General features: G+C 52.3%; 16 protein-coding genes, 1 tRNA gene and 3 rRNA genes. 12 read left to right on the top strand and 8 right to left on the bottom strand.

Translation table 11 applies throughout. The features are described from left to right. The first annotated feature begins 178 nt into the window (after nt 1-178). From K365_RS0113595 to rrf, 6 genes are all read left to right on the top strand, one after another. Nucleotides 179-475 carry a ComEA family DNA-binding protein gene (locus K365_RS0113595; protein ID WP_051147851.1) on the top strand — a complete coding sequence of 99 codons (297 nt, stop codon included), beginning with the start codon at nt 179-181 and terminating at the stop codon, nt 473-475. A gap of 140 nt (nt 476-615) precedes the next feature. Continuing rightward, a complete protein-coding gene (locus tag K365_RS0113590) occupies nt 616-1395 on the top strand; it encodes a DUF2760 domain-containing protein (protein ID WP_245569175.1) in 780 nt (259 codons plus the stop codon). Next, the gene (locus K365_RS0113585; protein WP_024335003.1) at nt 1395-4208 is read left to right on the top strand and encodes an Hsp70 family protein; all 2814 of its coding nucleotides are present in this window, start codon (nt 1395-1397) and stop codon (nt 4206-4208) included. The genes K365_RS0113590 and K365_RS0113585 overlap by 1 nt, the downstream gene beginning before the upstream one ends. 175 nt (nt 4209-4383) lie before the next feature. Beyond that, nucleotides 4384-5959, top strand: a 16S ribosomal RNA gene (locus tag K365_RS25780). 197 nt (nt 5960-6156) lie between these two features. After that, nucleotides 6157-9144 (top strand): 23S ribosomal RNA (locus K365_RS0113570). Nucleotides 9145-9278: 134 nt separating this feature from the next. Continuing rightward, nucleotides 9279-9395 (top strand): 5S ribosomal RNA (rrf, locus tag K365_RS0113565). The 16S, 23S and 5S rRNA genes sit together here, the layout of an rRNA operon. Before the next feature lie 70 nt (nt 9396-9465). Here rrf and K365_RS0113560 read toward each other — a convergent pair. From K365_RS0113560 to K365_RS0113540, 5 genes are read right to left on the bottom strand one after another with little or no spacing between them, the layout of a single operon-like run. Next, nucleotides 9466-10137 (bottom strand): phosphoribosylanthranilate isomerase, encoded by a 672-nt coding sequence (locus K365_RS0113560; protein ID WP_006964791.1) that lies wholly within the window; start codon nt 10135-10137, stop codon nt 9466-9468. After that, complete coding sequence (gene trpC, locus K365_RS0113555; protein ID WP_024335002.1) at nt 10130-10927, bottom strand: indole-3-glycerol phosphate synthase TrpC; 798 nt, start codon at nt 10925-10927, stop codon at nt 10130-10132. The genes K365_RS0113560 and trpC overlap by 8 nt, the downstream gene beginning before the upstream one ends. 1 nt (nt 10928) lies before the next feature. Beyond that, nucleotides 10929-11948, bottom strand: a complete 1020-nt coding sequence (gene trpD, locus K365_RS0113550) for an anthranilate phosphoribosyltransferase (protein ID WP_024335001.1) — start codon at nt 11946-11948, stop codon at nt 10929-10931. Continuing rightward, the gene (locus K365_RS0113545) at nt 11945-12520 is read right to left on the bottom strand and encodes an anthranilate synthase component II (protein ID WP_006964794.1); all 576 of its coding nucleotides are present in this window, start codon (nt 12518-12520) and stop codon (nt 11945-11947) included. The genes trpD and K365_RS0113545 overlap by 4 nt, the downstream gene beginning before the upstream one ends. Then, complete coding sequence (locus K365_RS0113540) at nt 12498-14042, bottom strand: anthranilate synthase component I family protein (protein ID WP_024335000.1); 1545 nt, start codon at nt 14040-14042, stop codon at nt 12498-12500. Before K365_RS0113540 ends, K365_RS0113545 begins: the two co-directional genes overlap by 23 nt. 199 nt (nt 14043-14241) lie before the next feature. On the opposite strand from K365_RS0113540, the gene K365_RS0113530 reads away from it, so the two are divergent. Further along, complete coding sequence (locus tag K365_RS0113530) at nt 14242-15813, top strand: B12-binding domain-containing radical SAM protein (protein ID WP_024334999.1); 1572 nt, start codon at nt 14242-14244, stop codon at nt 15811-15813. Then, nucleotides 15810-17069, top strand: coding sequence for a CinA family nicotinamide mononucleotide deamidase-related protein (locus K365_RS0113525; protein ID WP_024334998.1), 1260 nt, complete (start codon nt 15810-15812; stop codon nt 17067-17069). The genes K365_RS0113530 and K365_RS0113525 overlap by 4 nt, the downstream gene beginning before the upstream one ends. On the opposite strand, the gene K365_RS0113520 is transcribed toward K365_RS0113525, so the two are convergent. Further along, a complete protein-coding gene (locus tag K365_RS0113520; RefSeq protein ID WP_024334997.1) occupies nt 17035-17781 on the bottom strand; it encodes an alpha/beta hydrolase in 747 nt (248 codons plus the stop codon). The two genes, K365_RS0113525 and K365_RS0113520, sit on opposite strands and share 35 nt — an antisense overlap. A gap of 71 nt (nt 17782-17852) precedes the next feature. On the opposite strand from K365_RS0113520, the gene rlmD reads away from it, so the two are divergent. Beyond that, on the top strand, nt 17853-19241 hold the full coding sequence (rlmD, locus tag K365_RS0113515) for a 23S rRNA (uracil(1939)-C(5))-methyltransferase RlmD (protein ID WP_024334996.1): 1389 nt from the start codon (nt 17853-17855) through the stop codon (nt 19239-19241). A 37-nt stretch (nt 19242-19278) separates the two neighbouring features. Here rlmD and K365_RS0113510 read toward each other — a convergent pair whose 3' ends face one another. Continuing rightward, nucleotides 19279-21195, bottom strand: a complete 1917-nt coding sequence (locus tag K365_RS0113510; protein WP_024334995.1) for a bifunctional acetyl-CoA hydrolase/transferase family protein/GNAT family N-acetyltransferase — start codon at nt 21193-21195, stop codon at nt 19279-19281. Between the two features lie 234 nt (nt 21196-21429). Here K365_RS0113510 and K365_RS0113500 point away from each other — a divergent pair, with 234 nt between their 5' ends. Beyond that, entirely contained in the window at nt 21430-22059 is a 630-nt protein-coding gene (locus tag K365_RS0113500; RefSeq protein WP_024334994.1) for a TetR/AcrR family transcriptional regulator, read from the top strand. Between the two features lie 180 nt (nt 22060-22239). On the opposite strand, the gene K365_RS0113495 is transcribed toward K365_RS0113500, so the two are convergent. Continuing rightward, a tRNA-Lys gene (locus K365_RS0113495) sits at nt 22240-22315 on the bottom strand. Between the two features lie 196 nt (nt 22316-22511). Here K365_RS0113495 and hemL point away from each other — a divergent pair. Beyond that, entirely contained in the window at nt 22512-23795 is a 1284-nt protein-coding gene (gene hemL / locus K365_RS0113490) for a glutamate-1-semialdehyde 2,1-aminomutase (protein WP_024334993.1), read from the top strand. 3 nt (nt 23796-23798) lie between these two features. Next, complete coding sequence (locus K365_RS0113485; RefSeq protein ID WP_024334992.1) at nt 23799-25190, top strand: UDP-N-acetylmuramate--L-alanine ligase; 1392 nt, start codon at nt 23799-23801, stop codon at nt 25188-25190. The last annotated feature ends 8 nt before the right edge of the window (nt 25191-25198 follow it).

Below are 25198 nucleotides of genomic sequence, written 5' to 3'. Positions count from 1 at the left end.
GATTTTTTGAAAAATCTGGATTAGGTCTGGTTCCATAACGATTTCATGTTTTCATCGTTATCCATTGTGCGGGAAAGCGCGTCTCTCAGCTCTTGTATCTGTTTCTGAATTGTTCCGGCATGAAAAAGTCAAGGAATCAGGGATATTCCAATTTTTCTTTAATCTTAGGAGGATTCTTATGATTGATTTACGCAGATCAATATCAAAAAACAGATTAAAAATCGCATTGATCGGACTGCTTGTGCTGGGCTTTTTTGTGCCTGCGGTTTCAGGATATGACAAGGTCAACATCAATACGGCAGACAAGGAACAATTGGTGTCACTTAAATTCATTGGCGATGCCCTGGCGGACAGAATCATTGAATACCGGCAGAATAAGCCTTTTCAGGTACCCGAGGATATTATGAAGGTGAAAGGGGTGGGCGAAAAAACATTTGAAACCAACAAAGAGCGGATCATCGTTAAGGACGAATGATAAAAACCTGAGCCGTACCTTCTCTGATTCCTTTGCTTTAAAAAAACATTGCCTGGTTCAGGTGAATTTTGTATGATTACCGGAAAACCATGTTGTAACACACAGCATGGTTTTTTTATTGGAAAAAATGAAACCAACAAATGGGTGAGACCGTGGATAAATTCAAACAATATCAGCGCAGATCTTTCTGGATAATTACTTTGTTTATGCTGGCAGTGGCGGCAGGTGCGGGGGCGGGTCTGTTTTATGCCCTGGGACGTGCCGGCACTGATTTTGGCACCGGGCCGGAAAATGAGCGGATATTGGAAACCCTGGTGCAGGTTCTGACATGGGGCCAGGCCGAATTTGCGGGATGGGTCCTGCCGGTAATGGCCGGTGTTCTGCTGGTGGGAGGCTGGATTCTCTGGCTGGTGCTGCGGATGGGCATGGCCCCGGTTTTCAGGGAGTTCAAGCAGTTGGAACCAACCAAAAAACCGTCCGCCACCTCCGGGAAAAAAGATTTTCTGGACCAGAAAATCGAACAGGAACGCAAACATCGGCTGTTTTTGCATACATTGTCTGTGCTTCAGCGGGAAGGGCGGCTTCTGGATTTTTTTGATGAAGATTTGAAGCAGTATTCCGACGAACAGATCGGTGCGGCCGTGCGCAGTATTCAGGCGGACTGCAAACAGGCCGTGAAAAAATATATTGATCCCCGGCCGGTGGTGAATGCCAATGAAGGAGAAACTTACACGGTGGCGCCCGGGTTTGACATGAACGCCATCACCCTGGTGGGAAATGTGACCGGAGAACCGCCCTTTGAAGGAATTGTCAGACATCCGGGATGGAAAGCCGGCAAAAAAGAGATTCCCCGGCTGGCGGATATCAGGGATGCGTCCGTGATCACGCCTGCGGAAATTGAAATCAAGGCCGGCAGTTGATGGATTTTCAGGACACACAATATATTATCGGCATTGATCTGGGCACCACCAATTGTGCGGTGTCATATGTGGATGTGGCCGGGCTGAAAGAGGCCATGGCCGGCACCGGCGGCAGAAAACGCCCGGATCCTGTGGATAAAAACCAGTGGATCAAGGTGTTTCAGGTGCCCCAGCTCACGGGTTTGGGGGAATTTTCAAAAATGCCGGTCCTGCCGTCATTTCTGTATATCCCCGGGGAATATGATATCTCCAAAGAAGGGCTGAAACACCCCTGGAAAAAAAGAGAAGACCTGTTTGCCGGCATGTTTGCAAGGGATCACGGCGCCAAGATCCCTTCGCGCCTGGTGTCGTCCGCCAAAAGCTGGCTGTGCCACGGGGGCGCGGACCGGAACGCCCGAATTCTGCCCTGGGGCAGTTCCGGGGTTGAAAAAATTTCTCCCGTGGATGCCACAGCGGAATACCTGACTCATATGCGGTCTGCGTGGAATCATTTTGTCAAAGATGAAGACAGTTTCATGGAAAACCAGTTTGTGGTGATCACGGTGCCGGCATCGTTCAATGAAGAGGCCCGGGACCTGACCATGGCTGCCATTGAAAAAGCCGGGCTGTCCCGGGCCGTCACCCTGCTGGAGGAACCGCTGGCTGCATTTTACAGCTGGCTGATTCTGCATGAATCTGACTGGGATCAGCAGGTGGGCGAGAATGACCTGATTCTGGTGTGTGATGTGGGCGGCGGCACCACGGACTTCAGCCTGATTTCCCTGAAAGCCGGAGACCAGGGCAGCCCCCGGTTCGAGCGTCTGGCCGTGGGAGACCACCTGATTTTAGGCGGGGACAATATCGATCTGTCCCTGGCAAAGATTGTGGAAGCCAAGTTCAAATCCGACACCTCCCTGACCCCGGATAAATGGAAAACCTTGTGCCACCAGTGCCGGCAGGCCAAGGAACAGATTCTTGAAAATCGGGAAAAATCGGTACGTATCACTATTAAAGGCGAGGGCCGGGCCTTGATTTCCGGGACCCTGGCAGCGGATCTGACCCGGGGGGAAGTGGAGAATGTACTGCGGTCCCGGTTTTATCCGGATGTGGATTCGGCTGATATCAGAGAAACAGAAGTGGACAGGGAAGTAGCGGACTTTGGCCTGCCGTTTGAAAAAGAGCCGGCCGTGACCCGGCATATCATCCGGTTTCTGGAAAAACACCGGGACAATGTCAGGCAGGCCCTGGGAAAAGATGAACCACTGCCGGAGTTTATATTGTTCAACGGCGGGACCCTTAAGCCGGTGCTGGTTCAGTTCCGGATCAAAGAAGCCATCCGCCGCTGGTTCAAGGCCAAAGATGCCACCCGGCCAACCACCCTTGAAAACAACCGTCCGGAACTGGCCGTGGGCATCGGGGCATCCTATTACGGTCTGGTCAAGCAGGGGATTGGGGTGCGGGTGGGATCCGGCAGCCCGAGAAGTTATTACCTGGGTGTGGGAACGGCATCGGATTCAGAGAAAAAAGCGATCTGCCTGGTGGAGCGGGGACTGGACGAAGGTGCCGCCATTGATCTGCCCCAGATGGCATTTGAGGTCAGAGCCAATGAACCCGTGAGTTTTGATGTGTACAGCTCCAGTTTCCGGTCCGGTGATACGGCAGGGAACCTCCTGCCCATCGACGATACCCTGACCCCCATGCCCCCGATTCAGACCATTATCCGTTTTGGAAAAACCGGGGACAAGAAAACCATTCCCGTCACTCTGGGGGCGGAATACACGGAAATGGGCAGCCTGTCCATGTATTGTCATTCCCGGGTGAGTGATCACCGGTGGAAACTGCAGTTTCAGCTCAGGGACGCCGGTGAAAAGTCTCTGGATACCGCTGAAACGGAAGTGTATGATGAAGCCGTGATCAAAACCGCCTGCCGATGTCTGGCAGATCTGTTTTCCGATCCAAAGGCAGTCAACCTGGCGTCTGCAGGCAAACAGATCGAAGCCCTGGTGGAACAGACCCGGGCGAACTGGCCGTTGTCTTTTTTGCGGTCCCTGGCAGATCAGCTTATTGACCTGGAGCCGGAACGGCACAAATCTGCCGATCATGAAGCCCGATGGCTGAATCTGACCGGTTTCTGCATGCGGCCGGGATTCGGGGATGCATTTGATGGGGACCGGATCAGAAAATTGTGGAAGGTGTACCTGGCCGGCCTGACATTTGACAAGGCGCCGCAAAACCGGCTGGAGTGGTGGATTTTTATCCGGCGGATCGCCGCCGGGCTTAAAGCCGGGCAGCAGCGGCAGTTTTTCCAGGATATTGCAACCATTCTGATCAAACAGAAAATTAAACTGCCGCCCCAGGAGATGACCGAGGTTTGGATGACGGCCGGCAACCTGGAACGGCTGCTGGTAAAGGATAAAGTCGCTCTGGCAAAAGCGTTGATCCCTCAGGTCAAGCCCGGCAAAACCCAGGACCGGCTGTTGTGGACCCTGGCCCGTTTCGGGGCTCGGGATCTGTTGTACGGGTCTGTGGACCGGGTGGTGCCGCCGGTAGAGGCGGGCCGCTGGATTCAGCAGCTCATGAAACGCAGCTGGACCCGGCAGGATAACGTGGATGTTCCGGTGGCCCAGATGGCCATGAAAACCGGTGACCGGACCCGGGATCTGGATCCGGATTCAGCGCAGAAGGTGGCGGCATGGCTTGAAAAGCGGTCGGCAAAGCCGTCTTTGATAAAAATGGTGCAGGAAAAGACGGTGCGGGCGCCGGCAGATCAGAATATTCAGTTCGGAGAAAAACTGCCGGCCGGCCTGGTGCTGAAAAAAGATGACTTAGGCTAAAAAACTGTTTGACAAATGTTTGGTTCTCATGTAGTCTGTGTGAGTTCTCTTGAAGGGATACTGAAGTAAAAAATTCCCTGAAAAAGAAGCAGGTTTTGATCTTTGAAAATTGGTCAGTGATAAAGTTTGAAGCGGGTCTAAAACAAGACCTTAACGAGTTTGTAGTTAAAGGATTTAACTGGAGAGTTTGATCCTGGCTCAGAATGAACGCTGGCGGCGTGCTTAACACATGCAAGTCGAACGAGAAAGGGATTGCTTGCAATCCTGAGTAGAGTGGCGCACGGGTGAGTAACACGTAGATAATCTACCTTCAAGCCCGGGATAACCCTTCGAAAGGATGGCTAATACCGGATGCAGTTTCAGTACACAAGTACTGAGATGAAAGATTGCCTCTTCTTGAAAGCAATTGTTTGGAGATGAGTTTGCGTACCATTAGCTTGTTGGTGGGGTAAAAGCCTACCAAGGCTGCGATGGTTAGCTGGTCTGAGAGGATGATCAGTCACACTGGAACTGGAACACGGTCCAGACTCCTACGGGAGGCAGCAGTGAGGAATTTTGCGCAATGGGGGAAACCCTGACGCAGCAACGCCGCGTGAGTGAAGAAGGCCCTTGGGTCGTAAAGCTCTGTCAACTGGGAAGAAGTTGTTATTGTTTAATAAATGATAGCATTGACGGTACCAGTGGAGGAAGCGCCGGCTAACTCCGTGCCAGCAGCCGCGGTAACACGGGGGGCGCAAGCGTTATTCGGAATTATTGGGCGTAAAGGGCGCGTAGGCGGTTCTGTCGGTCAGATGTGAAAGCCCGGGGCTCAACCCTGGAAGTGCATTTGAAACAGCAGAACTTGAGTACGGGAGAGGAAAGCGGAATTCCTGGTGTAGAGGTGAAATTCGTAGATATCAGGAGGAACACCGATGGCGAAGGCAGCTTTCTGGACCGATACTGACGCTGAGGCGCGAAGGCGTGGGTAGCGAACAGGATTAGATACCCTGGTAGTCCACGCAGTAAACGATGTTCACTAGGTGTAGCGGATATTAAAATCTGCTGTGCCGCAGCTAACGCATTAAGTGAACCGCCTGGGAAGTACGGTCGCAAGACTAAAACTCAAAGGAATTGACGGGGGCCCGCACAAGCGGTGGAGCATGTGGTTTAATTCGACGCAACGCGAAGAACCTTACCTGGGTTTGACATCCTGTGAATCTTCAAGAGATTGAAGAGTGCCTTCGGGAGCACAGAGACAGGTGCTGCATGGCTGTCGTCAGCTCGTGTCGTGAGATGTTTGGTTAAGTCCAGCAACGAGCGCAACCCTTATCGTCAGTTGCCAGCGCGTAATGGCGGGAACTCTGGCGAGACTGCCCCGGTTAACGGGGAGGAAGGTGGGGATGACGTCAAGTCCTCATGGCCCTTATATCCAGGGCTACACACGTGCTACAATGGTAGGTACAAAGGGCAGCGAACCCGCGAGGGTGAGCGAATCCTCAAAGCCTATCTCAGTCCGGATTGGAGTCTGCAACTCGACTCCATGAAGTTGGAATCGCTAGTAATCGCGGATCAGCATGCCGCGGTGAATATGTTCCCGGGCCTTGTACACACCGCCCGTCACACCATGGAAGTTGATTATACCCGACGTCGCCGGGCTAACTTCCCTTTCTTTATAGATTGGGCAGAGGCAGGCGCCTAAGGTATGGTTGATAACTGGGGTGAAGTCGTAACAAGGTAGCCGTTGAGGAATCAGCGGCTGGATCACCTCCTTTCTAAGGAAAGTAAATTAAAGCGCTTTAAACGGCATCACTGGCCAATTTTGAGGGATTAAAAACCTCAGATGATCTTTGACAATTTGTTGTAGTAAGAAAATAACCGATTGATTTTGATGTTGATCGAGATCAGTCAGGACATTGCCGAAAGGCAATGTGTTCGCATCAAAGCGTTTAAACTTATTTGTGGAAATAGTGGCTAAGCTACTAAGGGCAAACGGTGGATGCCTTGGTGTCAAGTGACGAAGAAAGACGTGGACAGCTGCGATAAGCTTCGGGGAGGGGCTGAACACCCTTTGATCCGGAGATGTCTGAATGGGGAAACCCGGCATGGTTAATACCGTGTCATCCCTGAATGAATACATAGTTCAGGGAGGGTAACGGGGAGAACTGAAACATCTTAGTACCCCCAGGAGTAGAAAGTAAAAACGATTTTCCGAGTAGCGGCGAGCGAAAGGGAACCAGCCCAAACCGATTACGTGTCAAGCCCGAAAGCGTTGCGTAATTGGGGTCGCGGGATATGATTTGCAGGTGTTTCGGAACCTGCGGAGAGTGATAAAATCAATTGTTAGTTGAAGAAGCTGGAAAGCTTCACCATAGAAGGTGACAGTCCTGTAAGCAAAAGCAATCGATCTCTCTTATCGTACTCCCAAGTACTGCGGAACACGAGAAATTCTGTGGGAATTTGTGAGGACCATCTCATAAGGCTAAATACGACTTGACAACCGATAGTGTACCAGTACCGTGAGGGAAAGGTGAAAAGAACCCCTGTTAGGGGAGTGAAATAGTACCTGAAACCGTTTGCTTACAAGCAGTGGGAGCATTTGCATTGCAAGTGTGACCGCGTGCCTTTTGCATAATGAGTCAGCGAGTTACTTAATGCAGCCAGGTTAAGCCGATAGGTGTAGCCGAAGCGAAAGCGAGTCTGAACAGGGCGATCAGTTGCATTGAGTAGACCCGAAACCAGGTGATCTATCCATGTCCAGGGTGAAGCGCCAGTAAAATGGTGTGGAGGCCCGAACCGATACAGGTTAAAAACTGTTCGGATGAGGTGTGGATAGGGGTGAAAGGCCAAACAAACCTGGAGATAGCTGGTTCTCTCCGAAATATATTTAGGTATAGCCTCGTATGTTTCTTACCGGAGGTAGAGCACTGGATGGGCTAGGGGTCTCACCAGATTACCAAACCTAACCAAACTCCGAATACCGGTAAGTTAAAGTACGGGAGTCAGCCCGCGGGAGCTAAGTTCCGCGGACGAGAGGGAAACAACCCGGACCGCCAGCTAAGGTCCCCAAATCTATGCTAAGTGGAGAAGGATGTGGGAATGCCCAGACAACCAGGAGGTTGGCTTAGAAGCAGCCATCCTTTAAAGAAAGCGTAACAGCTCACTGGTCGAGTGGATCTGCGCCGAAAATGTATCGGGGCTAAAGCATAGTACCGAAGCTGCGGGATGTATTTATACATCGGTAGGAGAGCATTGTGTTGTCATAGAATCGCACCTGTGAGGGTGTGTGGAGGTGACACAAGAGACCATGCTGACATGAGTAGCGATAAAGCGGGTGAGAGGCCCGCTCGCCGAAAGCCCAAGGTTTCCTGAGTAAAGCTAATCTGCTCAGGGTTAGTCGATCCCTAAGGCGAGGCCGAGAGGCGTAGTCGATGGAAAACAGGTTAATATTCCTGTACCACCTCGTTGTCGTTTGAGAGAAGGGGGGACGCAGGAGGGCAGGTCATCCGTCTGTTGGAATAGGCGGTTCAAGCCGGTAGGCTTAAATCCCAGGCAAATCCGGGATTTTTTAAGGCCGAGAAGTGATGAGGAGGGTCTTTGACCCATAAACTGACTGCACCCATGCTGCCAAGAAAAGCCTCTATCGAGATAACAGGTGATCGTACCGTAAACCGACACAGGTAGGCAAGGAGAGTATCCTAAGGCGCTTGAGAGAACTCTGGTTAAGGAACTCGGCAAAATCATACCGTAACTTCGGGAGAAGGTATGCCCCTGATGGTGATTATAATTCTATATGAGCTGTGGGGGGCCGCAGAGAAATGGTGGTAGCGACTGTTTACTAAAAACATAGGACTCTGCAAAGTCGTAAGACGAGGTATAGGGTCTGACGCCTGCCCGGTGCCGGAAGGTTAAGGGGATTTGTTAGCCGCAAGGCGAAGCACTGAACCGAAGCCCCGGTAAACGGCGGCCGTAACTATAACGGTCCTAAGGTAGCGAAATTCCTTGTCGGGTAAGTTCCGACCTGCACGAATGGCGTAACGACTTCCACACTGTCTCAACCAGGGACTCAGCGAAATTGGAATGGCGGTGAAGATACCGTCTACCCGCGAAAAGACGGAAAGACCCCGGCACCTTTACTACAGCTTGACATTGGATTTTGGGACATGATGTGCAGGATAGGTGGGAGACTTGGAAGCAGGCACGCCAGTGTTTGTGGAGTCACCCTTGAAATACCACCCTTTATGTTTCAGTGTTCTAACTTAGGTCCGTAACCCGGATTGAGGACAGTGTCTGGTGGGTAGTTTGACTGGGGCGGTCGCCTCCCAAAGAGTAACGGAGGCGCGCGAAGGTTCCCTCAGGCTGATTGGAAACCAGCCGCAGAGTGCAAAGGCATAAGGGAGCTTGACTGCGAGAGAGACATTTCGAGCAGGTACGAAAGTAGGTCTTAGTGATCCGGCGGTTCTGAATGGAAGGGCCGTCGCTCAACGGATAAAAGGTACGCCGGGGATAACAGGCTTATCGCCCCCAAGAGTTCACATCGACGGGGCGGTTTGGCACCTCGATGTCGGCTCATCACATCCTGGGGCTGGAGCAGGTCCCAAGGGTTCGGCTGTTCGCCGATTAAAGTGGTACGTGAGCTGGGTTTAAAACGTCGTGAGACAGTTTGGTCCCTATCTTTCGTGGGCGCAGGATATTTGAGGAGATCTTTTCCTAGTACGAGAGGACCGGAATGGACCAACCAATGGTGTTCCAGTTGTTCCGCCAGGGGCATTGCTGGGTAGCCAAGTTGGGCAAGGATAACCGCTGAAAGCATCTAAGCGGGAAGCCAACTCCAAGATTAGATATCCCATCACGCAAGTGACTGAAGACCCCTTGAAGACTACAAGGTTGATAGGCCGGGTGTGTAAGCATGGCAACATGTTGAGCTAACCGGTACTAATAGGTCGTGAGGCTTAGCCACTTTTTTTTCACTCACAGGTTTAAACGCTTTCATGTGAACACATATCTTACTGCAACAGATTTTTGGATCTATGGAACAAAGCCGCGCAAAGCGCCCTTACCCCATCAAACGTTCCGGATCCAACACCCCCTTAATCCGGTGGTTAGAGCAAAGAGGTCACACCCGTTCCCATCTCGAACACGGAAGTTAAGCTCTTTAGCGCCGATGGTACTGCATGGGTGACTGTGTGGGAGAGTAGGACACTGCCGGATTATTTATCAAAAAGCCCTGATCGTTATTAACGGTCAGGGCTTTTTGCGTTTTGGTTGAATCAGAAAATGATCAGGGTTTTTTGTTTTTGACGCGTCGGATCAATTCAGTCACCTTGTCTACATCTTTGATTCCCGGCGATGATTCCACACCGGATGACACATCAACGCCTGTGGGATCTGCTTGAGCCAAAGCCTGGTCAATATTGTCACAGCACAGACCGCCGGCCAGGATCACGGGATGTTTGCGGGCTGTTTTCCGAACCTGACGATAATCCCAGGTTTTTGCGTTTCCTCCGGGCAGGGTGCCTTGTCCGCATTCCACCAGAAAAAAATCAGCTGCCTCATACCAGGTGTCAATCGTATCTATGCCGGGAGTCCGGGAGGCAAACACGGCTTTGATAACGGTGAGATGCTGGTTTTTTAAAGCGGTAATAAGGCCCGGGGGTTCCTGTCCATGCAGCTGTACCCCTTTTAATCCGCAGGCATGCACGGTTTTTATGATGACCTCCGGATCTTCATTCACAAATACGCCCCAGGCCGGTACATGGGCGGGCAGGGCGTGGATCACCGCCTTGGCCCGGGACGGTTCAACATGCCGGGGGCTTTTGGGGTAAAATACCAGCCCGATGATATCGGCACCGGCTTGGGCACATGCGGCTGCATTGTCCGGATCGGTCAACCCGCAGATTTTAACCAGTGTCTTGAATTTCGGGTGCCGGGATTTAGGATCGCGGTCAGTCATCGTTTTTCAATGACCGGATAAATACGTCTGGATCTTCTGATTTGACAATGCTTTCCCCGATCAGAAAATTAAATATGCCGGCGTGTATGCCTGTCTGAATATCTTTGCGACAGGAAAAACCGGATGCTGCCACCGGAATGATCTCTTGGGGAAACAACGGTGCGATGCGGATGGCTGCATTCGGGTCCACTTCCAGGGTAGACAGGTTCCGGTTGTTGATTCCTACAATGTCCGCCCCGGTGGTCAGGGCCTGGTCCATTTCCCATTCAGAACATATTTCCACCAGGGGTGCCATGTCCAATTCTTTGACCAGATGAATGAAATCGCTTTGCTGGTCCGAAGACAGCATCGTGGTGATGATCAATACAGCCCCGGCTCCGGCTTGCCTGGCTTCATAAATCTGATATTCATGGATGATAAAATCTTTTCTGAGCACCGGCAAACCCGTGTGCGTACAAACGGTTTTAAGATCCGCCAGACTGCCTTTGAAATAGACCGATTCCGTGAGCACGGAAATGGCCCGGGCCCCGGCGGTTTCATAGATCCTTGCGTATGCGGCAGGATCAAGGTCCGCGCGCAGATCCCCTTTGGATGGGGAGGCTTTTTTGATTTCCGCAATAATGCCGATGTCTGCCGGGGTGCCGGCTGCCATGGCCGCTTTAAAATTCGGTGGGGCCGCAAGGGTTTCCGCTTCCCGCCGCAGGGAAGCCAGCGGCATGCGCCGCCGGTGGTCGGCAATTTCAGCTTGTTTGATTTCCTGCATGGTTTTCAAAAATCCGGAGACAGCCATGTTATGCATTCTCCCGGGTGTACTGGACCAATGCCTCCAGTTTTTTCATGGCCCGGCCGGAATCAATGGAGTCCGCCGCCATCTGTATTCCCTGCCTGATATCTGCGGCGGCATTTGCCGCCACCAGCCCGGCCCCGGCATTGATGAGCACAATATCTCTGGGGGCGCCTTTCTCACCGGACAGGATTCGGGTAAGAATGGCTGCGTTTTCTTTGGCATCGCCGCCTTGCAGCGTTTCAGGATCGGCATAGTCGTCAAAATAGGTCAATGGATCCAGGTCATAGGATTTGATCCGACCGTTGGACAGTTCAGATACCCGGGTCAGATCCGTGGTGGTGATTTCATCCATGCCGTCATGGCCGTGGACCACAAACGCCCGTCTGACACCCAGCAGATGCAGGGCATTGGCAAACATTTCCGTCAGGGCCGGTGCATAAACACCCACCACCTGACAGGACGCTGCCGCGGGATTGGTCAATGGGCCCAGCATATTGAAAATGCTGCGGATGCCGCATTCCTTCCGGGCTGTCATGGCATATTTCATGCTGCCGTGGTACAGGGGAGCGAACATGAATCCAATGCCGATTTCATTGATGGCCTCTTCAATGATCTCAGGGTCAGCTGCCAGATTGATCCCAAGCGCCTCCAGCACATCGGCGGACCCACATTTGCTGGACACACTCCGGTTGCCGTGTTTTGCAACAGTGATGCCTGCGCCGGCCACCACAAACGACGCTGTGGTGGAAACATTGAAAGTATTGGTGCCGTCGCCGCCGGTGCCCACAATATCAATGACGGTTTGATCCAGGGTCTGGACCCGCAGTGCTTTGCGGCGCATGGCAAGTGCGCCGCCGGCCAGCTCTTCAAAACACTCCCCTTTGGTGGCCAGGGCCGCCATAAATGCACCGGTCTGGGCCGGAGTGATGCTGCCTGAAAAAATATGGGTGATCATTTCCGCGGCCTGGTCTTGGGTCAGGTCCTGGCCGCGGATGATCTGGTTCAGATATTGGGTGAAAGTCATTGGGCCGCTCCTTTGATGAAATTGCGAATCAGTCGTTTTCCCACAGTGGTCATAAAGGATTCCGGGTGAAACTGGACCCCCTGGGTCTGATGGTCTGTGTGGCGCAGCCCCATGATTTCACCATCGTCTGCCCGGGCCGTGACTTTAAGGCAAGCCGGCAGATCCGATTCCTGGACTGCCAAAGAATGATAGCGCATCACGGAAAAAGGACGGACAAGCCCTGCAAAGACATGCTCGCCATCTGACGTGACCATGGAGGTTTTACCGTGCATGATCTGTTTTGCATGTACAATGGTGCCGCCGAATGCCTGGGCAATGACCTGATGCCCCAGACACACGCCCAGAATGGGAATGGTTCCGGACAGTTTTTTCACCACATCCACAGAGATGCCTGCGTCTTCGGGCCGGCCCGGACCCGGAGATATGACAATGGCACCGGGAGCCATGTCTTTGATTTCCCGGACACTGATTTTATCGTTTCTGAACACTGTCACAGATACGCCGGTGTGCAGCAGATAGTGGACCAGGTTAAAGGTAAAGGAATCGTAATTATCTATGATGACCACGTTCATGGAAAGTCTCCCGGGGTAAGATGGATAGATCCGTATGGGAAAGCGCCAGCTTCAGAGCGGATTCCACGCTTTTTGCCTTGTTTATGCATTCTGTCAGTTCGTTTTCAGGATCGGAATCATACACAATGCCGGCACCGGACTGAACGGTCAGGGTCCGGTTTTCCATGACTGCTGTGCGGATGGTGATGGCGAAATCCATGTTTCCGGTAAAGGAAATGTATCCGGCAGCACCGCCGTAAATGCGGCGGGGACGATTCTCCAGTGTTGAAATGATCTCCATGGCCCTGATTTTGGGCGCGCCTGTGAGGGTGCCGGCCGGGAATGCTGCCCGGAACAGGTCCAGGGCATCGTAAGATGAATCCAGGTCACAGGTGATATTGGATACCAGGTGCATGACATGGGAATAGCGTTCGATGACCATGGTATCGGTCACCTGGACCGTGCCGGCCTTGGCCACACGTCCCAGATCGTTGCGCCCCAGATCGATGAGCATCACATGTTCGGCCTTTTCTTTTTCATCTTTGAGCAGTTCGTCTGCCAGGGCCTGATCCTGCTGGCGGGTATCTCCCCGGGGCCGGGTCCCGGCAATGGGTCTGAGGGTGGCCACACCGTTTTCCAGGCGTACCATGGTTTCCGGAGACGATCCGGCAATGACCCGGTCTCCGAAATTCATGAAAAACATGTACGGAGACGGGTTGATATACCGCTGGGCCCGGTAGAACCGGACCGGGTCCAGATCGGTGGTGCAGGAGAACGGCTGAGAAAACACGGCCTGAAAGATGTCTCCTTCCCGGATATGATGTTTGATGGTATTCACGCCATCCATATATTGGGATGCCGGCATCAAAGGTTCAAGATCTACCGGGGGACAACGGGTGTCCACAGATGTGGATGCCGGGGCCTTTACCGTGTCAAGCAGGTGTACCAGGTCGTGATATGCCCTGTCATACGCCGCATCGGCATCGGTTTTTTCGTCCAGATAACAGATGCCCAGGCAGGTCATGGTCTGCTGGACATTGTCAAAAATAATCATCTGATCCGGAATGATAAAATGGGCGTACGGATCAGACTCGGGCAGGGACACGGGGATATTTTCAAAAAAAGACACCATTTCATAGGTGACATATCCGGTAAGCCCGGTCCAGAAACGGGGAAGTTCCGGCATGGAGGCCGGATGATATGTCTGTATGATCTTCCGGATCACGGATAAAGGATCATTGTTGTGGGCAATGGATTGGCAGTTTTCTTCTGAAGTGCCGGTACCGGTGATGTGTGAGACATGATCGGAAAACACCTGCACACTTCCGTGGGGCCGGATCCCTAAAAAACTGTATCTGGCCCATCGTTCCCCCCCTTCCACACTTTCCAGCAGAAAACATTGGGTTCCCAGGGCACGGCATTTATCAAGCACTGAGACCGGTGTGTGGGTGTCGGCCAGGATCCGGATGCACACGGGAACCACATTGCAGGTTTCGGCCAGTTCCTTGAACCGGCGTTTGTCTGGAAATCTGGATAAAATCATTGAGAAGCCGTCCTGTTTTAAAATGTGTCAAATGACGGAAAAATTAAATGATTTATGTCAGGTTGTCAAGGTAAATGTTTCTGTTTGTAGAAACAAAAAATGCCCGGGATTTTTTATTTGGGGATTTTGATCAAAATATGGTACAAGCACGCCGGATATAACGCAATATTATTGTAACTTACATTTAGGACACGTGCTGATGTTATTATTGTTTCCTCCGGTGGCCAAACCCTGTGAACCCCCGGCCGGGGTGGCGTACCTGGCTGCCGCGCTTCAGGAAAACAATATTGAGTGCTGCGTGTCAGATGCCAATATTCAGGGGTTTCATTACCTGATCCGGCAAAATTTGACGGCAACCGATTCCTGGTCGGCCCGGGCCCTGAAAAACCGGGATGCCATCCTGGCAGACCTTCAGGATCCGGGGCTTTACACCAATGAAGACCGGTACCACCAGCGGGTGTATGATTTGAACAAACTGCTGTCTCTTGCCGTGGATACCACCCGGTTCAAGGTGACGTTGAGTGATTACACCGACCGTCAACTGAGCCCGTTGCGCAGCCGGGATCTGATCAAAAGTGCGGACACCTGCCGGTTCAATCCGTTTTTTTCCTTTTTTGAAGACCAGCTCAAACCCGTAATATCCCAATGGGACTCGCCCTGGGTGGGGATCTCTTTGTGTTACCTGAACCAGGCCCTGGTCAGCTTTGCGCTGGCCGGGTGGATCCGGAAGAATTTTCCGGACAAAAAAATCGTCATGGGCGGGGGCCTGGTGTCTTCCTGGATGAGCCGGCCGGATTTCAATCATCCGTTTTCCGGACTCATCGATCACATGATTGCCGGAGAAGGAGAAATCCCGCTGCTGGATCTTTTAGGAAAACACGGTACCACAAAACGTCATTATGTGCCGGATTTTGAGTTTGCCGACAAGGCCGGGTATATATCGCCGGCCCGGGTACTGCCCTTCAGAACCACCATCGGGTGCTACTGGCGCAAATGCCGGTTCTGTCCTGAAAAAGCGGAAACCCATGCCTACAGCACCCAGCGGCCCTCCCGGGTGCTGGCGGACACACTGGCGCTGGCACATCGGTTTCAGCCGGATACCATGCATTTTATCGATGATGCCATGACCCCGGCATTTTTGCGGGCCCTGGCCCGAACCGGCCCCAGAGTACCGTTCACCTGGTACGGGTTTGTGCGGTTTGAAAAAGATCTGGCAGACCTCACGTTCTGCCGTCAGCTCAAACGCAGCGGATGCTTGATGCTCAAGCTGGGTCTGGAGTCCGGAGATCAGGCTGTTTTGGACCGGATGAACAAAGGCACCCGCCTGGATCTGGTGTCCCGTATTCTGGAAAACCTGCACCATGTGGGCATTTTTACCTATGTGTATCTGCTGTTCGGCACCCAGTTTGAAGACCGGTCTTCCGCGCACACCACCCTGGCTTTCACCCGGGCCCATGCGCAATATATTGACTATCTGAACCTGGCGGTGTTTAATCTGCCCCGGTTCAGCGAAGAAGCCAGAGACCTTGAAACCAGAGAGTTTTACCAGGGCGATCTGTCGTTATACCTGAATTTTGTCCATCCGGCCGGGTGGGACAGAAAACAGGTGAAGCAGTTTCTGGATAAAACGTTTAAGAAACAGTTGGCCGTCGGATCCGGGTTTCGAAAAAATCCGGCCTTTTTTTCCGCCAACCATGCCATGTTTTTCAATCCGGACTGGCAGTCAGAACAGGCCGGATCCACGCATATCAAGTCAAGGATGCAACAATGACAGCTGAAATTCTTTCCACCGGAGATGAGGTGCTGCTGGGAGATCTGGTGGACACCAACAGTGCGTTTTTATGTGACCGGCTCAAACAGATGGGCATCCGGGTGTCCCAGATCACGGTCAAAGGCGATGATGTGGACGCGGTCTGCAAAACAGTGCTGGCCATTTCCCGGCGGGCCAGGATCTGTCTGGTCACGGGCGGGCTGGGGCCCACCCGGGATGATATCACGGCACAGGCCTGTGCAGAGGCGTTGGAAGCGTCTTTGATCTTGAACCCCACGGCCCTGGCATCCATGAAAACCTATTTTGACCGCCGGGGATTTGAATTGACCCCGGACAATGAAAAACAGGCCTGGCTGCCGGATTCAGCCCAGGTACTGGAAAATACACATGGCACTGCGCCGGGATTTTCATTTCAGCTCAACCAGTGCTGGTTCTTCTGCATGCCCGGGGTGCCGTCTGAAATGAAACAGATGATGGATGCGTGTGTGGTTCCCCGCATTGAAGCCATTCAAGGCAAACAGACCCGGCTGCTTATCCGGCGGTTCACCGTGTTCGGGCTTCATGAATCCCGGGTGGGCACGCTGCTGACCGGGTTTGAAGACCTGTTCCCAGGCATCCGTCTGGGATTCAGGGCCAGTTTTCCCGTGATTGAAGTCAAGCTGGTCCGTGATGCGGATGAAGCCGGCAAAGAAGCGGAAACTGTTCTGGCTCAGGCCGGACAATGGGTGGCCCGGCAGCTGGGCAGCAAAGTGGTGTCTATGACCGGCCTGTCTCTGGAAGCGGAAGTGGGGCAATGCCTGGCCCGGAAAGGCCAGACCCTGGCTGTGGCGGAATCCTGCACCGGCGGACTGATTGCCCATTTGATCACCCAGGTGCCGGGCAGTTCGGATTATTTTTTACTGTCTGCGGTCACCTATGCCAATTCCGCCAAAATCAAGGTGCTGGGGGTCAATCCCCAAACCCTTGATACCTGCGGGGCCGTGCATGAAAATACGGCCCTGGAAATGGCCGTTGGGGCAAGGCAGGTGGCGGGATCGGACTGGGCCGTTTCCACCACCGGTATTGCCGGGCCCGGCGGGGGGCCGACACTGAAACAGGTGGGCACTGTGTGCATCGGGCTGGCCGGTCCCGGTGGTCTTGCTTTGGCAAAAAAATTTGAGTTCAAATTTGATGACCGGGAAAAAAACAAGAAAATTTTTGCCGCCATGGCCCTGGAACTGCTCAGGCGGCATCTGACAGGCGAAATATCTGCGTAAACCAGGCCAGGGCTTTTGTTTCAAATTCCGCCTGATCCCGGGGCGCTGACATGGAGTGATCCCCGTATTTCTGAATGATGATGTGTTTGGGAGACTGCATGGTTTCCAGCAGGATCCGGGCGTTTTCCACGGGGACGATCCGGTCTGCATCTCCATGAAAAACAAGCACATGATGGAGTGAAAAGGCTTTGTCTGTCAGGTCAAACAACAGGTTTTTTTCAAAAAACGCCAGGGGCAGGGCCGGTCTCGTTTCGGTGGCCCGGGTGGGAATATTGTGAATGGTCCGGCTTTTCAGCGGGGCCGCACACAGCACCCCCCCGCTCAGGCGGCCAAAAGCGTTCTCCAGGGTCTGCCAGGCATTGATGCAGGTGGCCCCGCCCATGGAGGAACCAAATACACCCAGCTGAGGTCCGGTTTTGTTCAGATCTTTCACATGGGCCACGGCCGCCAGAAAATCCCGGGTACGTTTCTCAAGGGAGGTCTCCCAAACAAAATCGCCCTGGCTGTCCCCGCAACCCCGGTGATCGAATCGAAAAAAAGCCATGCCGTTTTCCGGCAGCAACCGGGACAGCACCTGCTGTTTGGTGGAAAACCGGCTGCCTTCCAACCCGTGGGATCCCACCACCACAGGGGCCCGGGGTGTATCCGGTAAAAACAGCTCTCCTTTCAGGACAAGCTGATCCACCGTAAACTGTGTCTGAACGATCTGCATCTTGTTTTTATGCCATGGAGTCGATATAATCACAAGCTTTTAATTTTGAACCAAAGAAATGGAAAATATCCATGAGCATTAAGAAGCGCAGCGTGTGTGACCTTGATATTATCGATCTGGCATATGGTGGAAAAGGGCTGGCAAAACCGGACGGATTTCCCGTGTTTGTGGACCGGTGTGTGCCCGGAGACCGGGTTCGGGTAAAAATTTCCAAAAAGAAAAAAAGCTGGGCAGAAGCCAGGCTGATTCAGATTCTTTCCCCCTCGTCTTTGCGTCAGACTCCCCGGTGCCGGTACGCAGATTTTTGCGGGGGATGCAAATGGCAGTCGATTCCTTACGAGACCCAGCTGGATTATAAAAAACAGCATGTGGTTCAATCCCTGGCGCATATCGGGGGTCTTGCCCATGTGCCGGTTCTGGATGTGATCCCATCGGATCCGGTGTTTGAATACCGGAACAAAATGGAGTTTTCCTGTTCTGCCAGACGCTGGCTCATGCCTGAAGAACTGGCGGATGAAACCATTTCCAAGGATCTGGGCATCGGGCTGCATGTGCCGGGTACTTTTGATCAGGTGATCGACATTCATCATTGTGACATCATGCCGGAACAGGGCAATGCCATTTTGTCTCATATTCGACAGTTTGTCCGGTCATCGGATCTGCCGGCCTATCATCTGCGCCATCATACCGGATTCTGGCGGTATGTGATGCTGCGCCATTCCGTGGCGTTTGACCAGTGGATGGTGAACCTCGTCACCCGGGACAAGAATCTGTCCGTGGTCACGCAGCTGGCGGATTCGCTGGCCCAAACCTTTGACAATCTGGCATCCATTGTTAACAACATCACAGATGCCAAATCCGGGGTCAGCCTGGGAAAAGAAGAAATCCTGCTTCACGGCAGTGAGGTGATTACCGAGCGCCTGGGCCGGTTTGAATTTGATATTTCCGCCAACTCCTTTTTTCAAACCAACACCAGAGCATGTGAAAAGCTGTATGACGTGGTTGCCAGATACTGCGGTCTCACAGGAAAAGAAACCGTGCTGGATCTGTATTCCGGCACGGGTACCATTCCCATCTGGCTGTCGGATCAGGCCGCACAGATCACCGGGATCGAGATCATTGATACGGCCGTGGCCGATGCCCGGAAAAACGCGGCCATGAACAAGATTGACAATTGCCGTTTTCTGGCCGGAGATATCAGGGACGTGTTCCCGAATTTGGGCGAAATCCCGGATGTGATCGTGATCGATCCTCCCCGGGTGGGCATGCACAAGGATGTGGTTGCCAGGGTACTGGGCCTGGGATCTGAAACCATTGTCTATGTCTCGTGCAACCCCGCCACCCTGGCCCGGGATCTTGAAATGCTGGCATCCGGGTATGAGGTGATGGAGGTTCAGCCGGTGGACATGTTCCCACACACCTATCATATCGAATCCGTGGCCCTGCTGAAACGGCGATAAATTCCAAAGCGGCGTTGCTTTGGCGCCCTGCCTGAGATCAGGAAAAATGAGGCAGGGGATCCTTGGTTTTTGGGTCTTTGGGTTCCGGTTCTGAAAACAGGCAGTTGAGAATGATCATGTCTTCATCTTTTTCCGTATGAATTTTATACGGCAGATGGTTGAACAGCCGGATCATGCCTTTGTTCTGGGGGGAAGTATAGGCAATCAGGCCTTTGATATCGTTGTCTTTGGCTGCCACCGCCAGTTTTTCCTGGAGAATTTTAGCGATGCCCATGCCCTGGTATTCCCGGGATACGGAAAATGCGATCTCCGCCATATTGACAATGGGATTTCTGAAGTATTCTCCCACGGCTATGATTTTTTCAAATCCCAGCTCTCCGATGGTGGCCACAATGGTCAGGTCATTGATGTAATCGATTTCATAGGTGGTTTCGATCTGCGGGTGAACAAAACTTTTCTTTTCATGAAAAAAACGGGAAATGATGTCTCCCCGGTTCATATTGTAATAATGTTCCTGAATGCTTCGTTCGTCAACGGTTCTGGCCGGCCGGAAATTGATGGGAATGCCTTTGATCTGAATGGTTTCCTCATATTTGAGGGGATACACCCCTTTGATGGCCTGTTTGAACTGACGTCCGGTATCGATGAGGTTCAGTTCCTTGGCCTGGGAAAACAGTTCATCCCTGAAGTCGGGATGCGCAATGCTGATGAGCGCCATGGCCCGCTCCTGAAGGGTTTTGCCGAACAGATTCACCACCCCGTATTCCGTGGCCACAAACTGGACGTCGCCCCGGGGGACGACCACGGCGGTGTCCGCCATATGGGGAACAATCCGGCTGGTTTTGTCATTGTCCGATGTGGAGGTCAGAATCAGGATGGACTTTCCATTGGAAGACATGGCGGCTCCCCGGGTGAAATCCAGAAGCCCGTTGATGCCGGTGTAGTTGTTCAAAGGCAGGGCATCGGCCGCCACCTGGCCGGTGAGATCAATGGCCATGGCCGTGTTCAACGTCACCATCTGATTATGACGTCCGATGATGGTGGGGTTGTTGATGTAATCTGAAGGATGAAATTCAATGGACGGGTTGTCATCAATGAATTCATACAGCATAAAAGAGCCGACGGCACTGCCGGCCACCAGTTTGCCGTTGTTGAACCCTTTTTTCTTGTTGGTGATCACCCCCATGGAAAACAGGCGCATCATGGGTTCGGACAGATACTGGGAATGCACGCCCAGATCGTTTTTTTCCGCCAGACAGACCATGGTGGCATCATTGGTGACCCCTAAGCTGGTCTGGATGGTCGACCCGTCCGTGATCAGCCGGGAAATGTGTTTGGCAATGATATTGGCGGTTTCCATTTCCGGAAGCGGCTGAATGGTAAGCAGTTCTTCTTCATGCTCCACAATGAAATCCACATCATTGACATGGATAAAACTGCGGCCCAGGACCCGGGGCATGTTGGGGTTCACCTGGCAGATCACCAGATCCGCGGATTCACAGGCAGCCATGTTGATATCCACGGACACCCCTAAACTCATCCACCCGAAATCATCGGGCGGGGATGCCTGGATCAGGGCCACATTCAAGGGCATGAGCCGGGACTTGAACAAATGGGGGATCTGGGACAGGTTGATGGGGGTGATGAATCGCTGGTTTTTCTTAATTTTGGTGGGAGAGGCAGATCCCAGGTAAAAAGAACGGATATTGAGCTGCTGGGAATGGGACCGGTTGGCAATCAAAGTCAACGGCCCGCTGTCAACACTCAGCAACCGGACGATTTCAATGTCGGTGAATCGTTCCGATACTTTGGATAATTCATTGACCAGGTGCTGGGGCTCCCCGCAGGATGATCCGATAAAAACCCGTTGACCCGGCCGCAGGTGTTGCAGTGCATCGGCTGCGCTGCACGCTTTTTGTACATAGGCATCTGCCCAGTAAGTTGTTTTCGGCATAATCTTAAAATCTCCCCCAGGTTGATCAATCATCCGGTGTCACTCTGATTATCATAGACAAAAAAACATCACATGGGAACAAAAAAGCACAAAAAATGAAAAAAGCGAATAAAATTAAAAAATTGATCAGGTTTTGGTATTTTCATTTTTATCCTTGCGAAATTCATGGAAATTCTATAAAAATAAGTTTTATTGACCAAAAAATGAATCTGCTTCATATCATATGGGGTAAAAATGGGCATACACGAGAGAAAACAAAGAGAAAAACAACGCCGGCGCCGGGATATTATCAATGCCGCACGTAAAATTTTTTCCGTCAAGGGCTTTAACAGCGCGACCATGGAAGAGATTGCCACTGAAGCGGAATTAAGCCCCGGCACCTTGTATCTGTATTTCAAGAACAAGGAGGAACTGCACACATCGCTTTCCATTGATATCCTTAAATATCTGACCACCCAGATTCAGGAAGTGGTCAACCTGGATATCTGTGTGGAAGAAAAGATGGAGCGGTTCAGAGATGTTTTCATCGATGTGTATGGCTATGATGCCAGCATACTGATCAATCTGTTTCACCTGCAGTCAGGTGAAACCCTTCACAATCTGTCCGATGAGATGATGCAGCACCTCAAGAAAAACTCGGCCCGGGCCCATGGCGCGATCATTCAGGTGATCAAGGAAGGCATTGACAAAGGGATTTTTATTGATGAACACCCGGTGGCCTTGGCAGATGTGCTGTGGGGATCCTATGCCGGGGTGGTGCTCTGGGTGGATTCCAAAAAAAAGCTGGACGATCATAAAGATTTTGTCAAATCAACGCTCACCACGGCATTTAAAGTCATTATTCAGGGGTTGAAAAAAACCTGATTTTTTACCGGTTACAGGGAACAACATCGGATTTCATTTTTTGTGACTACTCCCACCACTAAGCTGCCGCTATAGTGGTGGGAGTAGTCACGACCTTGAATGAAAAATCAAAAACCGCATTAAAAAAAGCAGGAAACAAAAAAAGTTTTCAGCATAAAAGCTGAAAACCCTTGATATTGGTGGTGGGCCGTGAAGGAATCGAACCTTCAACCTACTGATTAAGAGTCAGTTGCTCTGCCAATTGAGCTAACGGCCCGGCTGAAATTTAACAGCAGGAAAATATCAGCCGGAAATAGGTCTGTCAACGGTTTTTTTAAAATGAGAATGGAAACAAACCGGTTGACCCTTTAAAAAAAGGTCTGTTATACTTATTATTTATGCATAAAAGTTTGTTGTGCATAAATATCAAGCCGTTTTGAATAGCACCATTTAAACATATTGGGAGATATCATATGCAACACAGCAAATCCCTTGATTTGTTCAACAAGGCAAAACAATTGATTCCCGGAGGTGTCAATTCTCCGGTACGGGCATGCAATTCCGTGGGCGGGCAGCCGGTATTCATTGAACGCGGTGACAAAAGCCGGCTCTTTGATGTGGATGGAAATGACTATATCGATTATGTCATGTCCTGGGGGCCCCTGGTATTGGGGCATCGGCCGCCGGAAGTGATTCAGGCCCTGATGCAGGCCCTGGAGACCGGCACCAGTTTCGGTGCCCCGACCCATCTGGAAACCCAATTGGCGGAACTGGTGACCCAGACGGTGCCGTCCGTGGAAATGGTGCGTATGGTCAATTCCGGCACCGAGGCCACCATGAGCGCCGTCCGTCTGGCCAGAGGGTTTACCGGACGAAACATTATCATCAAGTTTGACGGATGCTATCATGGTCATGCCGACACCCTGCTGGTGGCAGCCGGGTCCGGTGTGGCGACCCTGAACATTCCCGGCAGCCCCGGAGTCCCGCAGACAGTGACACAGAACACCTTGTCTCTGCCATACAACGATATCGAAGGATTCAAACAGGTGATGGCCCAGCAGGGGGACCAGGTGGCCGGGGTGATCCTGGAACCGGTGGCCGGCAACATGGGCATGGTGCCTCCTCGGGAGGGGTTTCTTGAAACCCTGCGAAAAGAAACACAAAAATACGGGGCAGTGCTGATTTTTGATGAGGTCATGACCGGGTTCCGGGTGGCCAAAAATTCTGCCCAGGGATTGTTCAACATCACACCGGACCTGACCTGTTTCGGCAAAATTATCGGGGGCGGGCTGCCCGTGGGGGCCTATGGCGGAAAAAAAGAGATCATGTCCCAGATCGCACCCACAGGGCCGGTGTACCAGGCCGGCACCCTGTCGGGTAATCCTTTGGCCATGGCCGCCGGCATTGCCACGTTGACCGCATTGCAGAAAGACGGGGTGTATGAAACCCTTGAGGCCCGGACAAGCGCGCTGATGAACGGGTTCAAGGCGGCAGCGGATGAAGCGGGTATTCCTTTTCAGTCCGGGCATGTGGGGTCCATGGCCGGGTTCTTTTTCACCGACCGGCCTGTGTATGATTTTCAAGATGCCAAAACCAGTGATCTGAACCGGTTTGCCGCATTTTATCGAGGCATGCTGGCAAAAGGCATTTACCTGGCACCGTCTCAGTTCGAGGCCTGTTTTGTTTCTCTGGCCCACACAAAAAAAGACATTGATGACACCATTGCCGCGGCCAAAGCGGTGATGGTGGAAATTTAATCCATGACCAAAATTCGCCGCATACATCTGATTGCTGCCTGCGGGACCGGCATGGGAACCTTGGCCTGCATGCTCAAGCAGATGGGGTATGAAGTGACCGGCTCGGATCAGCATGTTTACCCCCCCATGAGTGATTTTCTGGCAGCCAGTGACATCCGGTTGTTTGACCGGTTTGATCCGGCCAATCTGGATCAAACTCCGGATCTGGTGATCATCGGCAATGCCGTGACCCGGGACAATCCCGAAGCTGCCGCGGTTCTGGCCCGGCAGATTCCCTATCTGTCCATGCCCCAGGCCGTGAACCGGTTTATCGCAGCCGATAAAAAGATCATTCTGATCACCGGTACCCACGGCAAAACCACGACCGCTGCTATCATGGCCCATTTACTGACCGTGGCGGGGCTGGATCCCGGGTTCATGATCGGCGGGATTTTAAAGGACTACCAGTCCGGGTTCCGAATCGGCAACGGGGAATACATGGTCATTGAAGGGGATGAATATGATACCGCCTTTTTTGACAAAGGGCCCAAATTCATGCACTATGATCCGTTTATCACGATCATGACCGGTGTGGAATTCGACCATGCCGATATTTTCAAGGATCTGGATCATGTCAAGTCGGTATTTGCCCAACTGGTATCAAAAATAGCGGATACCAGTGTTCTGATTGCTTGCAAAGACAGCCCCCATCTCATGGATATTCTGGCAGACCAAAACATAAACCCTGTTTTTTACGGATCTGACGGTGACTGGACATATGCGGATATGGTTCAGGCGGACCACCAGACCCGGGCTCAAATCCAAGGGCCTGAATCCGATTATGAGATTGAAACCCGGTTGCCCGGGCATCACAATCTGATGAATTTTCTGGCTTGTGCGGCGGCGGCCCATACGTTGGGGATCAGCACGGCCACGGTGAAACAGGCCATGGCATCGTTTTCCGGTATCCGGCGCCGTCAGGATGTCCGGGGGGTTAAACGCGGTATCACGGTCATGGACGATTTTGCCCATCATCCGTCTGCGGTGGCAGCCACTATCCGGGCAGTGAAACCGTTTTACCATCCGGGCCGGGTGATTGCCGTGTTTGAGCCCCGCACCAACACCTCCATGCGCCGGTTTTTCCAGGACACCTATCCTGCCGCATTTACCGAAGCGGATATGGTGTGTATCTGCAATCCGGCCGTTAAAAAAAACATACCTGAAAATGAGCGGTTTTCCCCTGAAAAGCTGGTGTCGGATATCAATAAGCTCGGGGTGGAAGCCCATTATTTTTCCGACACAAACGGGCTGCTGTCGTTTCTGCCTTCCCGGCTGATTCCCAGCGATCTGGTGCTGATCATGTCCAATGGCGGATTTGACAATATCCATACCCGGCTGCTTGACACAATTGAATGATATATCAA

This window comes from Desulfotignum balticum DSM 7044, assembly GCF_000421285.1.
GTDB lineage: Bacteria > Desulfobacterota > Desulfobacteria > Desulfobacterales > Desulfobacteraceae > Desulfotignum > Desulfotignum balticum.
This window is presented reverse-complemented; position numbering and strand designations above follow the sequence as displayed.

Bases quoted from the DNA above. Each gene is read 5' to 3' on its own strand.
- K365_RS0113595 (WP_051147851.1), top strand. From the start codon at position 179: ATGATTGATTTACGCAGATCAATATCAAAAAACAGATTAAAAATCGCA.
- K365_RS0113590 (WP_245569175.1), top strand. From the start codon at position 616: ATGGGTGAGACCGTGGATAAATTCAAACAATATCAGCGCAGATCTTTC.
- K365_RS0113585 (WP_024335003.1), top strand. From the start codon at position 1,395: ATGGATTTTCAGGACACACAATATATTATCGGCATTGATCTGGGCACC.
- K365_RS0113560 (WP_006964791.1), bottom strand. From the start codon at position 10,137: ATGACTGACCGCGATCCTAAATCCCGGCACCCGAAATTCAAGACACTG.
- trpC (WP_024335002.1), bottom strand. From the start codon at position 10,927: ATGGCTGTCTCCGGATTTTTGAAAACCATGCAGGAAATCAAACAAGCT.
- trpD (WP_024335001.1), bottom strand. From the start codon at position 11,948: ATGACTTTCACCCAATATCTGAACCAGATCATCCGCGGCCAGGACCTG.
- K365_RS0113545 (WP_006964794.1), bottom strand. From the start codon at position 12,520: ATGAACGTGGTCATCATAGATAATTACGATTCCTTTACCTTTAACCTG.
- K365_RS0113540 (WP_024335000.1), bottom strand. From the start codon at position 14,042: ATGATTTTATCCAGATTTCCAGACAAACGCCGGTTCAAGGAACTGGCC.
- K365_RS0113530 (WP_024334999.1), top strand. From the start codon at position 14,242: ATGTTATTATTGTTTCCTCCGGTGGCCAAACCCTGTGAACCCCCGGCC.
- K365_RS0113525 (WP_024334998.1), top strand. From the start codon at position 15,810: ATGACAGCTGAAATTCTTTCCACCGGAGATGAGGTGCTGCTGGGAGAT.
- K365_RS0113520 (WP_024334997.1), bottom strand. From the start codon at position 17,781: ATGCAGATCGTTCAGACACAGTTTACGGTGGATCAGCTTGTCCTGAAA.
- rlmD (WP_024334996.1), top strand. From the start codon at position 17,853: ATGAGCATTAAGAAGCGCAGCGTGTGTGACCTTGATATTATCGATCTG.
- K365_RS0113510 (WP_024334995.1), bottom strand. From the start codon at position 21,195: ATGCCGAAAACAACTTACTGGGCAGATGCCTATGTACAAAAAGCGTGC.
- K365_RS0113500 (WP_024334994.1), top strand. From the start codon at position 21,430: ATGGGCATACACGAGAGAAAACAAAGAGAAAAACAACGCCGGCGCCGG.
- hemL (WP_024334993.1), top strand. From the start codon at position 22,512: ATGCAACACAGCAAATCCCTTGATTTGTTCAACAAGGCAAAACAATTG.
- K365_RS0113485 (WP_024334992.1), top strand. From the start codon at position 23,799: ATGACCAAAATTCGCCGCATACATCTGATTGCTGCCTGCGGGACCGGC.